Below are 14,328 nucleotides of genomic sequence, written 5' to 3' on the forward strand. Positions count from 1 at the left end.
GACGTCGGCCCAGCAAACATTGATGTTGACTGACCCACGGCCTTCGCGAGCAAGCCCGCTCCCACATTGTTTACCGCGTACATTCAGAGGGATCAGCTACCGCTGTCAGCCCTGCGGCTGCTGACCTCGGCCGGTACATTTTCCCCCGCCATGCGCTTGCGAAACAACGACGTGCGCGCCAGCAACAGGGTGGTTACCGGCACGGTGATCGACAGCAAAATCGGGATCAACCAGCCATGCAGCACCGGCCCGGACTTGAGGGTCGAGAAGTAGATGATCGACGCCAGCGCCACGCACCACGCGCCGAGGGTCGAAGCCAGCGCCGGTGGGTGCATGCGCTGGAAAAAATCCTTCATCCGCAACAGCCCGAGCGCACCAATCAACGCAAACAGGCTGCTGAGCAGCAGCAGGATCGCCACGATAATTTCCACCCACAGTGGCAGTTCACTGACATTGATCATTCGATCACCTCACCACGCAGCAGGAATTTGGCCAAGGCAAACGAGCCGACAAAGCCGAACAGCGCAATCAGCAGCGCCGCCTCGAAGTAGGTATCACTGGCATAGCGAATGCCCAGCACCAGCATCATCAGCATCGCCAGGATATACAGGTAGTCCAGGGCCAGGACCCGGTCCTGGGCCGAGGGGCCCTTGAACAGGCGCACCAGGGTCAGGACCATGGCCAGGGAAAACAGGAACAGGCTCAACAGGATCGCATTGGCGAGCAGGGCACTCATTCGAAGATCTCCATCAGGGGCCGTTCGTAGGCCTGCTTGAAGTGCTCGATAAACTGCGCTTCGTCATCCAGGTCGAACACGTGCAGCAACAGGATACTGCGGTCCAGGGCCAGTTCCGACCACACGGTGCCGGGGGTCACGCTGGTGATCATCGACAGCACCGCCAGGCCGTTGGCGTCACGCAGGTCCAGGGGGATTTTGACAAAGCGCGAGCGCGGCGGCCGTGTACCGCAGGTCAAGACGCCCCACGCCACGTGCAGGTTGGAGATGATCACATCGCGCCCGACCAGGAAAAACAGGCCAATGATCACCCCGGGGCGGCGGATACGCACCGGCAGTGGGCGCAGCGGCGCCATCATCAGCGGCGCGAGCAGGCCCAGGAGCGCCCCCAGCAGCAGGTTGCCGGGGCTGATCGACAGGTTCAGCACCAGCCATAGCACCCACAACGCCAATGACAGTAACGGGGCAGGGAACAGGCGCTTCATGGCTGCACCTCCACGGCGGCGGCCTGGGCTTGCGGGCTGAGCACCGGGCGCGTGGCCATGACGGCCATGACGTAGTGCTCGGGGTTGTTCAGGCTGGCGGCAGTGTCCTGGGTAAAGCGCATGAGCATTTCTGCCTTGAAGGTCAGGCCAATCGCCAGGCCAAGCAAGACGAAGATCGGGATGCACTCAAAGCGGCGCAGCAGCGGCGAGGGCCGCTCTTCTGGGGTCCAGAAGCGCTGGATGCCCAGGCGCGCAAAAGCGATCAGCGAGGCCAGGCCCGAGAAGATCAACAACGCCACCAGGCCCCAGGCTGCCGGGCGAATCGGCGCATCCACGGCCTGGCCCAGGCCCAGCGGGTTGATCAGCGCGCTGAGCAGGCTGAGCTTGCCGATAAACCCCGACAGCGGCGGCATGCCGATGATCAGCAGGGCGCAGGCAATAAAGCTCAGGCCCAGGAACGCCATGGTCCACGGGATGACCTGGCCGACCACGGCCTTTTGCTCATCGTCCAGGTTGGTGCCCTTGGGCGGGTGCAGGGATTCGACTGGCCGTGGCAACACTTCGATTTCATCGTCCAGGGGCAGCTCGTTGGCCGAGCGCGAGCGTTCGACCAGTTCGGCCAGCAGGAACAGCGCGCTCAACGCCAGGGTCGAGCTGACCAGATAGAACAGCGCGCCGGCCGTCAGGCTGGGCTGGGCGAAGCCTACCGCCGACAGCAGGATGCCCGCCGAGACCAGGATGCTCAGGCTCGCCATGCGCTCCAGGCGCTGGGCGGCGAGCATCGCCAGGGCGGCGCAGAGGATGGTGGCCATGCCGCCGTACACCAGCCAGTCGCCGCCAAACAGCGCCGAGGCGCCGGCTTGCCCGGAAAACAGTAGGGTCCACAGGCGCAACACGGTGTACACGCCGACCTTGGTCATGATCGCAAACATCGCCGCTACCGGCGCGCTGGCCGAGGAGTAGGCCGGCGCCAGCCAGAAGTTCAAAGGCCACATGCCGGCCTTGGCCAGGAACGCGGTGGCGAGGATCGCCGCGCCGGCATGCAGCAGGCCGCGATCGGCTTGCGGGACCAGCGGGATCTTGAGCGCCAGGTCAGCGAAATTCAGGGTGCCGGTGACCCCGTAGATCAGCGCCGCACCAATCAGGAACAGCGACGAAGCCAGCAGGTTGATCGAAATGTAATGCAGCCCCGACGACACCCGCGCCCGGCCCGAACCGTGCAACATCAAGCCGTAGGACGCGGCCAGCAGCACCTCGAAGAACACGAACAGGTTGAACAGGTCGGCGGTGAGGAAGGCACCGTAGAGGCCCATTAACTGGATCTGGAACAGCGCATGGAAACTGGTGCCGGCGCGGTCCCAGCGGGCCATGGCGAACAGCAGGGCGCTGACGCCGATGATCCCGGTGAGCACCAGCATCAGGGCCGACAGTTGATCCACCACCAGCACGATGCCGAACGGCACCTGCCAGTTGCCCGGCAGGTAGACGCCGATGGAGGCGGGGCCGCCTTGCTGCGTCCAGTACAGCATCAACATCGCGATGCCCAGGCCGGTCATGCTCGACAGCAGGTTGATCTTGGCCTTGAGCGGGCGGTGTTTCTCGCCCAGCATCATCATCAGCGCAGCGGTCAGCAACGGCAGCAGGATCGGCGCGATGATCAGTTGGTTCATCCAGCTCATTCCTTGGGCTCCCGGCCGTCCACATGGTCAGTGCCGGTCAGGCCCCGGGACGCCAGCAGCACCACCAGGAACAGCGCGGTCATGGCGAAGCTGATCACAATCGCCGTCAGCACCAGGGCCTGGGGCAGGGGATCGGTGTAATTGAGCAGGTCCTGGGGCACGCCGTCCTTGATGATCGGTTCCTTGCCGATAAACAGGCTGCCCATGCTGAAGATGAACAGGTTGACCCCATAGGACAACAGGCACAGGCCCATCACCACCTGGAACGTCCGTGGCCGCAGCACCAGCCAGACGCCGGAGGCCGCCAGGACCCCAATGGCAATTGCGATGACTTCTTCCATCAGGCAGCAGCTCCTTGTGGTGGCGTGGCGGCGGCTTTCGCCTGGTTGCCGGGTTTATGGGCCCGCACCGATTGGTGGCCGAGGGCGGTGAGCATCAGCAGGGTCGAGCCGACCACCATGGCGTACACACCCACGTCAAAAAACAGCGCGCTGGCGATATGGATGTCGCCCAGCACCGGCAAGCTGAGGTGCAGGGTGCTGGTGGTGAGGAACGGGTAGCCGAAGAACAGCGCGCCAAGCCCGGTCAAGGTTGCCGACAACAGGCCGAAGCCCATCCAGCGCATCGGCCGCAGGTTCATCTGCGCCTCGACCCACTGGGTACCGGCGACCATGTATTGCAGGATAAACGCCACCGACATCACCAGCCCGGCGACAAAACCGCCGCCCGGCTGGTTGTGGCCGCGCATGAACAGGTAGAACGACACCACCAGGGCAATCGGCAGCAGCAGGCGCACCAGCACCGCGGGCACCATCATAAAGCCCAGGGCGGTGTCGCTGGCCTGGCGTGGGTTGACCAGGTCGGTGTCCACGTCCGGCGCCAACAGCCGCTGTTGCGCGGGCAGTTGCTCGCTTTCCTTGGGCGGGCGGAAGCGCCGTAGCAGCGCATACACCGTCAAGGCCACGGCGCCTAGCACGGTGATTTCGCCCAGGGTATCGAAGCCCCGGAAGTCCACGAGCATCACATTCACCACATTGCTGCCGCCGCCTTCAGGCAGGGCGCGGCTGAGGTAGAACGAGGAAATGTCGTTGGGGGTCTGGCGGGTGAGCATCGCATAGGACAACAGCGCCATGCCGCCACCGACCACGGTCGACAGCAGCAAGTCGCGCAAGCGGCGAATGCGCGCCTTGCGCAACGAACTGGGGAGTGGCGAGACCTCTTCGATCCGCCGTGGCAGCCAGCGCAGGCCCAGCAGGATCAATACCGTCGTCACCACCTCGACCACCAGTTGCGTCAGCGCCAGGTCTGGCGCGGAGAACCAGACAAAAGTCACGCAGGTCATCAGGCCGCACACGCTGACCATGGTCAGGGCCGCCAGCCGGTGGTACTTGGCTTGCCAGGCGGCGCCCAGGGCGCAGGCAATCGCCAGCAGCCACAGGGTGACGAACACGATGGAGCCGGGGATCTTCGGCCGGTCACCCCAGCTCAGGCTGCTGCCCAGCATGGGGATCATCCCGGCGATCACCGCCACCAGCACCAGCAGGAACAATTGGGTCTGCAGGCGCTTGGTGCTGATGCGTTTCTCGACCTTGCGCACGCCACGCATCATCACCACCAGGCAGCGCTCGAACATGCGCTTGCCGTTGAAGTAGCTGATGATCGGCGGGTACTTGAAGCGCCCGCGCTTGAGTTGCTTGCGCAGCAGCAGGTACAGGACCACGCCGCCGGTCATGGCCACCAGGCTCATGATCATCGGGGCGTTCCAGCCGTGCCAGATCGCCAGGCTGTACTGGGGCAACACGCCGCCGACCACCGGCAGGGCGGCAGCGGCGAGGATCGAACCGACCACCTGGGCCGGGAAGATCCCTACCAGCAGGCAGGTAAACACCAGCAACTCGACCGGCGCGCGCATCCAGCGTGGCGGTTCGTGGGGCGTGTGCGGCAGGTCGGTGGCGGCCGGGCCGAAGAACACATCCACGGTGAAGCGCAAGGCATAGGCCACGCTGAAGGTGCCGGCGATGGTCGCGATCACCGGCAGGGCGATTTCCACCCACTGGGTCGAGGAGATGAATACCGTCTCGGCGAAGAACATTTCCTTGGACAGGAAGCCGTTGAGCAACGGCACCCCGGCCATGGAGGCGCTGGCGACCATGGCCAGGGTCGCGGTAAACGGGATCAGGCGCACCAGGCCGCTGAGCTTGCGGATATCGCGGGTGCCGCTTTCGTGGTCGATGATGCCCGCGGCCATGAACAGCGAGGCCTTGAACGTAGCGTGGTTGAGGATATGGAACACGGCGGCGACGGCGGCCAGCGGGCTGTTGAGGCCCAGCAGCAGGGTGATCAGGCCCAGGTGACTGATAGTGGAGTAGGCCAGCAGGCCCTTGAGATCGTTCTGGAACATCGCGCAATACGCGCCGAGCAACAGGGTCAGGGCGCCGGCACCGCCGACCATCCAGAACCACTCTTCGCTGCCCGACAACGAGGGCCACAGGCGGGCCAGCAGGAACACGCCGGCCTTCACCATCGTGGCCGAGTGCAGGTAGGCCGACACGGGTGTCGGTGCGGCCATGGCGTGGGGGAGCCAGAAGTGGAAGGGGAATTGCGCGCTTTTGCTCAGGGCACCGATCAGGATCAGCGTCAGCAGGACGGGGTAGAGGGAGTGGGCACGGATCTGGTCACCGGCGGCGAGCACCTGGTCCAGATCGTAACTGCCGACGACATGGCCGAGCAGCATGACCCCCGCCAGCAGGCACAACCCGCCTGCACCGGTGACCATCAGCGCCATATAGGCCCCCCGGCGCGCATCGGAGCGGTGGTGCCAATAGCCGATCAACAGGAACGAGAACAGGCTGGTCAGTTCCCAGAAAAACACGATCTGGATCAGGTTGCCGGAGATCACCAACCCGAGCATCGCGCCCATGAACGCCAGAAAAAACGCGAAGAAACGCGGCACCGGGTCATCCGGCGACATGTAATAGCGGGCGTACAAAGACACCAGGCTACCGATGCCCAGTACCAGCATCGAGAACAGCCAGGCAAAGCCATCCATGCGCAACACAAAGTTCAGGCCCAGGCTGGGCAGCCAGGAAAATTCTTCGCGGATCACGCCACCGTCGGCGATCTGGGGGTAGAGCAGGGCGACTTGTACGGTACCGACCAGAGCCACAAGGCCGGCCAGCAGGGATTCAGTATTACGTGCGTTATGCGGCAGCAAGGCCGCCAGACAGCTGCCGATGAAAGGCAGAAGCAGTAGAACTATCAGGGACATAGGCTTCTAATCTGCGGTGGTTTGGGATGCATCATACGTGCCGGAAACCGGATTACCAAACGGCAACCTGTGGCAGGATCCTACAAGATGGACCGAAAACCCCTATCTGTCGCGCTGTAGGAGCCGGCTCCTATAGGGAAACGGGCTTTTGCTCCCGCGTCTTTATCTCGCTGACAATCACCGCCGCCACAATCAACACCGCGCCGAGCATGGCAATCGGCGGGAAACGCTCGCCGGCAATCCGCCCGATTATCCCGGCCCACACCGGTTCACCGGCATAGATCAGGGTGGCGCGGGTGGGCGAGACGCTTTTCTGCGCCCAGTTCATCGCCAGTTGAATCACCGCGCTGGTCAGGCCCAGGCCCACGGCGCTGAACAGCAGTACCCAGGAAAAGTCCGGCAATGCCTCGCCCGTGGGCACTACCAGCAGGAACGACAGCAACGAGGCGGTGGCCAGTTGCACCACGGTCACCCGGCGCACATCCACCTGGCCGGCATAGGCGCTGATCAGGATGATTTCGGCGGCAATTGCGATAGCACCGATCAAGGTGGCGATTTCGCCGGGGCTGAAATTCAACGATGCGCCGGCCGGTCCGGTCAAAAGCATCAGGCCGGCGAAGGCCAGCATGATGCCAATGCTCGGCATCAACCCCGGGCGCCGTCCCAGCACCAGCCATTGCAGCAGCGGTACAAAGGGCACGTAGAGCGCGGTGATAAACGCCGACTGGCTGCTGAGGATGGTCTGCAGGCCAATGGTTTGCAGGCCGTAGCCAAACATGATCGCGGTGCCGATAAACACGCCGGCCTTGAGCTCAAAACGTGTCAGGCCACACAGGTTGCGCAGGGAAAACAAGCCGACCACCAGTGCCGCCGCGGCAAAGCGCAAGCCGACGAAGAACATCGGCCCGCTGACGGTCATGGCATGTTGCACCAGGATAAACGTGCCGCCCCAGATCATGGTGATCAGCACCAGCACGCATTCGGCTTTGCTGAAGCGGGAAAACAATGGGGAGGCGGTCGAGGTGGTCATGGCGGCTCTGGTCTTGCACAGGAAGGGCGCGGAACGCACAATGCGCCGCAGCTGGGCAGTATACTGCGCAACCCCACCAAGTGAGCAATATAGTGCACAAAGAAAATCCGCAACGGGCCTCGGTCCTGCAGCACGTCAGCCAGAACGTTCGACGCCTGCGCCACGCCGCCGAACTGAGCCAGACAGCCCTGGCAGAAAAGTCCGGGGTCAGCCGGCGCATGCTGGTGGCCATCGAGGCGGGTGAAAAGAACGTCAGCCTGTCCACCCTCGACCGCGTGGCCGAAGCCCTGGACGTGGCCTTCAGCGACCTGATCCAGGCCCCCGACGCCCGTGACCACAGCCGCATCAACGAACTGGCCTGGGCCGGTGAGATCGATGGCAGCAAGGCCGTATTGCTGGCCAAGGCCACCGCCCGGCGTGAGGTGGAGCTATGGGAATGGCGCCTGGAACCGGGCGATCGCTATTGCCCGGACCCAGACCTGGAAGGCTGGAGCGAGCAGTTGTTCGTGTTCGAGGGCAGCCTGACCCTGGTAGTGGATGACGTCGAAACCACCATCGCCGCCGGCGAGTTCTTTATGTTTCCCAGCCACCAGCCCCATGCCTATCGCAATGAGGGCCCAGTGGCGGTGCGCTTTATCCGCAACGTGGTGATCTAGATCCACACATCATTCTGCTGGGTCCGCTCGCCGCCCTGATTGCCGGTGTTCAACACGCCGCAGGGTTCGACCAGCAGCAACTTCACCTCGCCGTCGGCATACGGTTTGTGCTCGACGCCCCTGGGCACCACAAACATCTCGCCGGTGCCGATCTGTACCGCGCCATCGCGAAAATCAATGCGCAGCGCGCCTTCGAGGACGATAAAGGTCTCGTCGGTGTCCGCGTGGCTGTGCCAGATAAAATCCCCCTCGATCTTCACCACCTTGAATTGGTAGTCGTTCATCTGCGCGATGACCTTGGGTGTCCATTGCTCGCTGAACAGGCTGTATTTTTGCGCAAAGTTGATGGCGGTGTAGGAGGGCATGGCAGTCATCTCAGGTGATCGAAGCCTGACATTAAGTGCCACGTGAGAACGGGTATTGAATGATCGTGCGATTGTCAGGTTAAAAGAAACGTTATATTGTATCTCTTGAGATCGATTCTCAAGTGTTGCCGGGCTTGAGGTCGATACGTTTTTTTTCGGCTCAAGGGATTGCAGATGAACCAGTTGCACGGTGTAGCTCCAGGGTTTTCGACGTTGTTGGCAGTAGGCCTGATGTCCTCGCTCACCGGCTTGCCCGCCGTCGCGGCGCTGGAACGTGAAGAGTCGGTCACCGAGCTTGAAGCCACGCGGGTCAGTGCGCCGCTGAACAAGGCCCTGGAAGTCAACGCCGGTGGCTTCGGCGCCAAGGATGCCATGGAGATCCCCCTGGCCATCCAGAGCTACTCCAGCAAGACCATCGCCGACAGCTCCGCACGCACCGCCGTGGATGTGCTGAGCCTCGACCCTTCGGTGCTCAGTTCGTCGGGCGGCAGCGGCTTTGACAACTTCCGCCTGCGCGGCTTTGCCATGGACAACTTCAACACCATCCGCCGCGATGGCCTGACCCTGGCCCCGCACCACGACGTGCCCCTGGAAAACGTCGAGCGCATCGACGTGCTCAAGGGCCCGTCGGGTTTCCTCTACGGTTTCAATTCACCGGGCGGCACCATCAACTACATCCTCAAGCGCCCGACCCTGGAGCCGCTGCTCAATGTCAGCGTGCAAGGCTCCTCGTTGCTCGGCCGCTACGTGGCGATTGATACCAGCGATTCGTTCAACGATGGCGCCTTTGGTTATCGCCTGAATGCCGGCTACGAGAAAAACGGCGACTTCGACCATGCCCGCGACATGGAGCGCAAGTTTATCGGCCTGGCCACCGACTTGCGTCTGAGCGACCGCGCGCTGTTGCAACTGAATGCCGACTGGTCGCGCAAGTCCACGGTCTCCGACCCGTTGCTGCGTGCCGACCAGAGTGGTCGCGCCAACCCGCTGGACCCGTCCAGCTATGTGCTGCCGCCCAAGGTCAATCGCCGCGATCTGTTGACCGGCTCCTGGTTCCGTCACCAGACCGAAGGCGCCAACCTCGATGCCAAGTTCGAGTACGAACTGGACGACAACTGGACCTCCGTGACCCAGGGCAACTACTCGCGGGTCGAGCGCCACGGCGGCTATAACGACCTGTTCGGGATCAAGCCCAACGGCGATATCGGCTCGGCCGACTTTTACGTGTCCCGTGGCGAAGTGTTCAGCACCTGGTCGCTGCAGTCGTACCTGGCCGGCAAATTCGCCACCGGCAACATCTATCACGACGTGTTCTTCGGCACCGGCTACAAGCAGTTCAAGGACGTCAGCCCGTTCTGGGATTCGGTGGACAGCGGCACTCCCGGCATCGGCATCGGCGATGTATCGGTGGGCAATATCCGCCACCCGGTCAATCCGCCCAAGTGGCATTTCGGCCCGGAACGGCCCACCGATTTTGTGTCTTCCATCAAGGAAACCTCGGTCTTTGCCAGCGACCTGATTTCCCTCACCGAGCAATTCCAGGTGATGCTCGGCGGGCGTTATATCTGGTACCGCGCGGATCAACTCTCGGCCATCGCGCCTTCGCAAAGCCATGACGTGTTCGTGCCCAGCGCTGCGCTGATCTACCGGCCCTGGGACAGCGTGATGACTTACGTCAGCTACTCCAAAGGCTTTGAAAAAGGCGACTACGCCCCCTATAACGCGACCAACGCCAACCAGCCCACCGACGCCATCGAGTCCCAGCAATACGAGGTGGGCCTGAAGCTGGACCTCAATGATCGCCTGAACCTGGGCCTGGCGGTGTTCGATATCCGGCGCAAGGCCAGTTACCTGAACACCAGCAACACTTATGTGAGCAACGGTGAATTCCACCACCGTGGCGCCGAGCTGACCCTGTCCAACCGCGTCACTAATGCCCTGACTCTCAGCGCCAACGCCGCCTACCTGGCCACGCGCATGGAAGATGTGGATGACGTCACCGTGGACGGCAAACGCACCGAAAGCGTGCCCAAGTGGAAAGGCGCGGTCGGTGCCTTGTACACCGTGGCCGCTGTGCCCGGCCTGTCGTTGGACAGCACCGTCAGCTATGTCGGCAGCCGCCCGGTGGATGCGCAGAACAGCGGCTACATCCCCAGCTACACCTTGCTCGACGCCGGTATCAGCTACCGCTCGAAACTGGCGGATACCCCGGTGACCTACCGCCTGCACGGCAAGAACCTGACCAACAAGTACTACTACGCCAGTGCCTATTACCAGGGCGGGCTGGATGTGGGGCGCGAGCGCGAAGTGTTCCTGTCGGCCAAGTTCGAGTTCTAGAACCATGACGTATTCCAGCTCATTGCCCGGCCTGCGCCACCTGTGGGTCGAGCGCCTGCTTGAGCGGCACGCGGGTACCTTGACCGAGTTGGTCGATGGCCTTGGCTCGCCGCTGCACTTGCTGTGCCCGCAGGTATTTCACGCCAATGTCGAAGCCTTCCAGCACAGCTTTACCCAGGCCCAGGTGCGCGGCAGCCTGCTGTTTGCCAAAAAGGCCAACAAGGCCAACTGCTTTACCCAGGCCTGCGCGCAATGTGCGATTGGCTTGGATGTGGCCAGCGTCGGCGAGCTGCAAAAGGCCCTGGCGGGCGGGGTGGCCGGCCGTGAGATCGGCGTGTCCGGGCCGCGTAAAAGCGATCAATTACTTGGGTTGAGTTTGAGTCACCAGTGCCTGCTGGCGGTGGATTCGCTGGAGGAGTTGCTGCGTATCCAGCAATTGGCGTTATCCCTGCGCCAGCGGGCGCGCCTGTTGTTGCGCTATTGCCCTGCCAGCCAGCTCCACAGCCGCTTCGGCCTCAATCCACGGGAGTGTGACCAGGCCCTGGTGTTTTGCCGCAAGCATGTGGCGAACCTGGATCTGCAAGGCTTTTCCTTTCACCTTGGTGGCTACGACACCGCGCAGCGTGCGCACGTCGCCAGCCACTTGGTCGACCTGTGCCAGGCCAGTGAGCTGGACGACTGCCGCACGGTCAACCTGGGCGGTGGCTTTGCCGTGCGCTATGTCGACCCGGCGCAGTGGCAGGCGTTTATGGCCGAGGACTGCGCCGAGCGCTACCACAGCGACAAGGGCTTCGCCGGCTTCTATCCCTATGGTGCGCCACGCGCCGGCGCCGAGGCCCTTGACGATGTCCTCGCCACGACCGTGGGCCCCGGCCTGAGCCTGGCGCAAAAGGTCATCGAACAGGGCGTGCGGCTGATCATCGAACCCGGCCGCGCCTTGCTCGACCAGGCCGGTATCAGCGTGTTCCGCGTGCAGGGCGTCAAGGACCGCACGGCCTGCGACGGCTATGCCCAGGTCACCGTGCAGGGCAGCAGCTTCAACCTCTCCGAGCAGTGGTTCAACAGCGAGTTCTTGCCCGACCCGCTGCTGGTGCCGGCCTCGCCACGGCCGCGGTCGCCGTTTGTCGCGTGTATTGGCGGGTCCACCTGCCTGGAGTCGGACATGCTGACCTGGCGCAAAGTCGCCTTCGACTACCCGATCCAGGCGGGTGACTTGCTTATCTACCTCAATACCGCCGGCTATCAGATGGATTCCAACGAGTCGCCGTTTCACGAAGCGCCATTGCCACACAAAGTGGTGCTGGAGCTGCGTAACCCCTACCTGCGCTGGAAGCTGGACAGCCTGGCTTGAGCGCATTCAACAAGGAGCCCCGAGTGAACAGTTTGAATAAACCCGCAGCCCCCGCCGACCTATGGGTGCTGCCCCAGGCTGCGCTCGAAGACCTGGGGGTGAGTTACCGTGAAGTGCTGCAGGTGGTCGAGCAGGCGTACAAGGCCTTGCGCAGCGGCGACTCGCAGAACCCGCTCAAGACCATTGTCGAACCTGCGGACCGCCACTCCATCAGCTACTCGATGGTCGGCCGCGATGGCGCCAGCCACACCGTGGGCTTCAAGGTGGTCTACGAGCATGACCCGCAGCGCGCTCGCGACGCCTATCAGTTCCACTCGTTTATCTTCCTGTGTGATGACCGCACCGGCCGCCCGATTGCCTTGATGGACGTGGTCAAGCTCGGCCCGCTGCGCACCTCGGCCACCTCGGCGCTGATGGCCCGGGCCGCCTGCCCGGATGCCCGCAGTGCCCTGGTGGTCGGTACCGGCGTGCAGGGCCAGGTGGCGTTGCCCATGTTGCTCGCGGCCATGCCGGACCTGGAGCGTTTGTATGTCTACGGGCACTACGCCGAGGGCCTGCGCGCGGTGCAGGACACCCTGCGCAAACACTACCCGCTGCGCGACGTGATCGTGGTCGATGACCTGCCGGCGGCGGCGGGCGAGGCCGATATCATCCTTGGCGTGGCCGGGCTTTCGGCACGCCAGCAAGTGCAGCGGGCGTGGCTCAAGCCGGGCGCCGTGGCGGTGCTGGTCGGCTATGGCATCGACGCCGACGTGCTGCACGGCGCCGACTACCTAATCGCCACCGACACCGCGCAGATGCAAGTCACCAGCGCCGACCTGGCCGCCGCCGACGGCAGCCTGCCCGAGGTAGACGCCGAACTGCCGGACATTCTCCTGGGCCTGGCGCCCGCACGTCGCGATCCAAGCGATGTGGTGTTCGCCTACAACAGCGGCATGGTGGTGACTGATGTCGCCCTCGGCCGCCTGATGGCCGACCGCGCCCTGGCGCAGAACCGTGGGCAGAGGGTCCAACTATGGTCGGCCTGACTGCCGCACAACCCGGCGCGTGGCGCGCCGACAGCCGGGCCCTGCTGTTGCTGGCGTTGCCGCTGATCCTGACCAACCTGGCCTACGTTGCCCTGACCACCATCGACATCGTGGTGCTCGGCATGCTGGGTGCCAAGGAGCTGGCCGCCGGCGGCCTGGCCATCGCGCTGTTCAACCAGTTGCGCACCACCGGCACTGGCCTGGTCACCGGCGTCAGCAACCTGGTGGCCCAGGCCAATGCCCAGGGCGATGAAGCCCAGGTGCGGGCGCTGTTGGTGGCGGGGCTGTTCTGGGCGACCGTCAGTGGCCTGGTGTTTATGGGGGTGTTGCTGGGGTTGCGCCAGCCGCTGACCTGGCTGGGCCAGGATGCCAGCGTGGTAGCCAATGCCATGGATTTCCTGCTGATCATTGCTCCCGGCCTGCTGCCTTGCCTGTGGTTTCAGGCGCTGCGCCACTTTACCGTGGGCCTGAAATTCCCCGGGCCGTTGCTGGCGATCACCCTGGTGTCGATCTTCCTCACGGCGGCGCTGAACTACGTGCTGGTGTTCGGCAAGTTCGGCGTCCCGGCCTACGGGCTGGCGGGGGTGGCGATCACCAGCGCCGTGGTGTTCCTGCTGTCGTTCCTGATGTTCTTCGCGGTGGTACTGACCCATCGGCGCCTGGCCGGTTACTTCAAGCTTTCGCACCTGCGTTTTTCGCCGGCGGCGATCAAGGCGGTGTGGAAGCTCGGGCTGCCGATTGCCGGGACCTATGCCAGCGAGGCCGGGTTCTTCAGTGTGCTGACCCTGCTGATCGGCACCCTGGGCATGGAAGCGCTGGCGGCGCAGACCGTGCTCAACCAGATTATCTACATCGTGTTCATGTTTTCGGCGGGTATCTCCCATGCCGCCTCGATCCACATCAGCGAGGCCTGCGGCACCGGGCAGTATCAGCGCGCGCGGCAACTGGGGCGCCTGGGCCTGGGGCTGGGGGTGCTAGTCATGCTGCTGTTTGCCATTCCCTACGCACTGCTGCCCGAACAGGTGATCGGCCTGTTTATCAGCACCGAACACGCCAACAACCTGGATGCGGTGCGCCTGGCGACCACCGGTTTGTTGATCGCCATCGTCCTGCAGGTGTTCGACGCCAGCCAGAACATCGGCAACGGCATCCTGCGCGGCATCGGCGATACGGCGGGGCCACTGCGCATTTCCCTGTTCGGCTACTGGCTGGTGGGGCTGCCCGCCGCCTGGTTGCTGGGCATTGTCAGCCCCTACGGGATCTTTGGCGTGTGGGCCGGTTTGGCGATAGGCCTGGCGGCCACGGCGTTGCTGCTGATTGTTTCGTTTGAACGCCAACTCAACGCGCTGGACCGCGCGGGCGCTATCGCACTGTCATGACCAGGAGGTGTTCC

General features: G+C 63.6%; 13 protein-coding genes. 5 read left to right on the plus strand and 8 right to left on the minus strand.

The features are described from left to right. Positions 1 to 92: 92 nt before the first annotated feature. From HBO19_RS23755 to HBO19_RS23785, 7 genes are all read right to left on the minus strand, one after another. Positions 93 to 461, minus strand: a complete 369-nt coding sequence (locus HBO19_RS23755) for a Na+/H+ antiporter subunit G (protein ID WP_169954717.1) — start codon at positions 459 to 461, stop codon at positions 93 to 95. Next, positions 458 to 736 carry a K+/H+ antiporter subunit F gene (locus tag HBO19_RS23760; RefSeq protein WP_038440496.1) on the minus strand — a complete coding sequence of 93 codons (279 nt, stop codon included), beginning with the start codon at positions 734 to 736 and terminating at the stop codon, positions 458 to 460. Before HBO19_RS23760 ends, HBO19_RS23755 begins: the two co-directional genes overlap by 4 nt. Beyond that, positions 733 to 1,221, minus strand: a complete 489-nt coding sequence (locus HBO19_RS23765) for a Na+/H+ antiporter subunit E (RefSeq protein ID WP_170043741.1) — start codon at positions 1,219 to 1,221, stop codon at positions 733 to 735. The genes HBO19_RS23760 and HBO19_RS23765 overlap by 4 nt, the downstream gene beginning before the upstream one ends. Continuing rightward, positions 1,218 to 2,900: a monovalent cation/H+ antiporter subunit D gene (locus HBO19_RS23770; protein WP_169954715.1), complete on the minus strand. Its 1,683-nt coding sequence runs from the start codon at positions 2,898 to 2,900 to the stop codon at positions 1,218 to 1,220. The genes HBO19_RS23765 and HBO19_RS23770 overlap by 4 nt, the downstream gene beginning before the upstream one ends. Then, positions 2,897 to 3,241 (minus strand): Na+/H+ antiporter subunit C, encoded by a 345-nt coding sequence (locus HBO19_RS23775; protein ID WP_005789164.1) that lies wholly within the window; start codon positions 3,239 to 3,241, stop codon positions 2,897 to 2,899. The genes HBO19_RS23770 and HBO19_RS23775 overlap by 4 nt, the downstream gene beginning before the upstream one ends. Beyond that, positions 3,241 to 6,168, minus strand: coding sequence for a monovalent cation/H+ antiporter subunit A (locus HBO19_RS23780; RefSeq protein WP_170058430.1), 2,928 nt, complete (start codon positions 6,166 to 6,168; stop codon positions 3,241 to 3,243). Before HBO19_RS23780 ends, HBO19_RS23775 begins: the two co-directional genes overlap by 1 nt. Before the next feature lie 130 nt (positions 6,169 to 6,298). Continuing rightward, positions 6,299 to 7,198: a DMT family transporter gene (locus tag HBO19_RS23785; RefSeq protein ID WP_170058431.1), complete on the minus strand. Its 900-nt coding sequence runs from the start codon at positions 7,196 to 7,198 to the stop codon at positions 6,299 to 6,301. Positions 7,199 to 7,290: 92 nt separating this feature from the next. Between HBO19_RS23785 and HBO19_RS23790 the strand changes: the two genes are divergently transcribed. Continuing rightward, a complete protein-coding gene (locus tag HBO19_RS23790; RefSeq protein WP_169954712.1) occupies positions 7,291 to 7,854 on the plus strand; it encodes an XRE family transcriptional regulator in 564 nt (187 codons plus the stop codon). Here HBO19_RS23790 and HBO19_RS23795 read toward each other — a convergent pair. After that, complete coding sequence (locus HBO19_RS23795; RefSeq protein ID WP_169954798.1) at positions 7,851 to 8,219, minus strand: cupin domain-containing protein; 369 nt, start codon at positions 8,217 to 8,219, stop codon at positions 7,851 to 7,853. The genes HBO19_RS23790 and HBO19_RS23795 overlap by 4 nt on opposite strands. Positions 8,220 to 8,393: 174 nt before the next feature. On the opposite strand from HBO19_RS23795, the gene HBO19_RS23800 reads away from it, so the two are divergent. Genes HBO19_RS23800 through HBO19_RS23815 form a run of 4 tightly spaced genes read left to right on the plus strand, consistent with a single transcriptional unit; the run spans position 8,394 to position 14,314 of the window. Beyond that, a complete protein-coding gene (locus tag HBO19_RS23800; protein WP_169954711.1) occupies positions 8,394 to 10,556 on the plus strand; it encodes a TonB-dependent siderophore receptor in 2,163 nt (720 codons plus the stop codon). A gap of 4 nt (positions 10,557 to 10,560) precedes the next feature. Then, positions 10,561 to 11,907 (plus strand): alanine racemase, encoded by a 1,347-nt coding sequence (locus HBO19_RS23805; protein WP_170058432.1) that lies wholly within the window; start codon positions 10,561 to 10,563, stop codon positions 11,905 to 11,907. Positions 11,908 to 11,930: 23 nt separating this feature from the next. Further along, positions 11,931 to 12,935, plus strand: a complete 1,005-nt coding sequence (locus HBO19_RS23810; protein ID WP_222934699.1) for a hypothetical protein — start codon at positions 11,931 to 11,933, stop codon at positions 12,933 to 12,935. Next, positions 12,923 to 14,314: an MATE family efflux transporter gene (locus tag HBO19_RS23815; protein WP_170058433.1), complete on the plus strand. Its 1,392-nt coding sequence runs from the start codon at positions 12,923 to 12,925 to the stop codon at positions 14,312 to 14,314. Before HBO19_RS23810 ends, HBO19_RS23815 begins: the two co-directional genes overlap by 13 nt. Positions 14,315 to 14,328: the final 14 nt, after the last annotated feature.

The sequence above is a fragment of the Pseudomonas sp. WS 5021 genome (assembly GCF_012985535.1).
Lineage (GTDB): Bacteria > Pseudomonadota > Gammaproteobacteria > Pseudomonadales > Pseudomonadaceae > Aquipseudomonas.

What these genes read in the sequence shown, in the direction of transcription:
- HBO19_RS23805 (WP_170058432.1), top strand. Translation starts at nt 10,561, where the DNA reads ATGACGTATTCCAGCTCATTGCCCGGCCTGCGCCACCTGTGGGTCGAG.
- HBO19_RS23765 (WP_170043741.1), bottom strand. Translation starts at nt 1,221, where the DNA reads ATGAAGCGCCTGTTCCCTGCCCCGTTACTGTCATTGGCGTTGTGGGTG.
- HBO19_RS23795 (WP_169954798.1), bottom strand. Translation starts at nt 8,219, where the DNA reads ATGCCCTCCTACACCGCCATCAACTTTGCGCAAAAATACAGCCTGTTC.
- HBO19_RS23780 (WP_170058430.1), bottom strand. Translation starts at nt 6,168, where the DNA reads ATGTCCCTGATAGTTCTACTGCTTCTGCCTTTCATCGGCAGCTGTCTG.
- HBO19_RS23755 (WP_169954717.1), bottom strand. Translation starts at nt 461, where the DNA reads ATGATCAATGTCAGTGAACTGCCACTGTGGGTGGAAATTATCGTGGCG.
- HBO19_RS23770 (WP_169954715.1), bottom strand. Translation starts at nt 2,900, where the DNA reads ATGAGCTGGATGAACCAACTGATCATCGCGCCGATCCTGCTGCCGTTG.
- HBO19_RS23760 (WP_038440496.1), bottom strand. Translation starts at nt 736, where the DNA reads ATGAGTGCCCTGCTCGCCAATGCGATCCTGTTGAGCCTGTTCCTGTTT.
- HBO19_RS23785 (WP_170058431.1), bottom strand. Translation starts at nt 7,198, where the DNA reads ATGACCACCTCGACCGCCTCCCCATTGTTTTCCCGCTTCAGCAAAGCC.
- HBO19_RS23775 (WP_005789164.1), bottom strand. Translation starts at nt 3,241, where the DNA reads ATGGAAGAAGTCATCGCAATTGCCATTGGGGTCCTGGCGGCCTCCGGC.
- HBO19_RS23800 (WP_169954711.1), top strand. Translation starts at nt 8,394, where the DNA reads ATGAACCAGTTGCACGGTGTAGCTCCAGGGTTTTCGACGTTGTTGGCA.
- HBO19_RS23815 (WP_170058433.1), top strand. Translation starts at nt 12,923, where the DNA reads ATGGTCGGCCTGACTGCCGCACAACCCGGCGCGTGGCGCGCCGACAGC.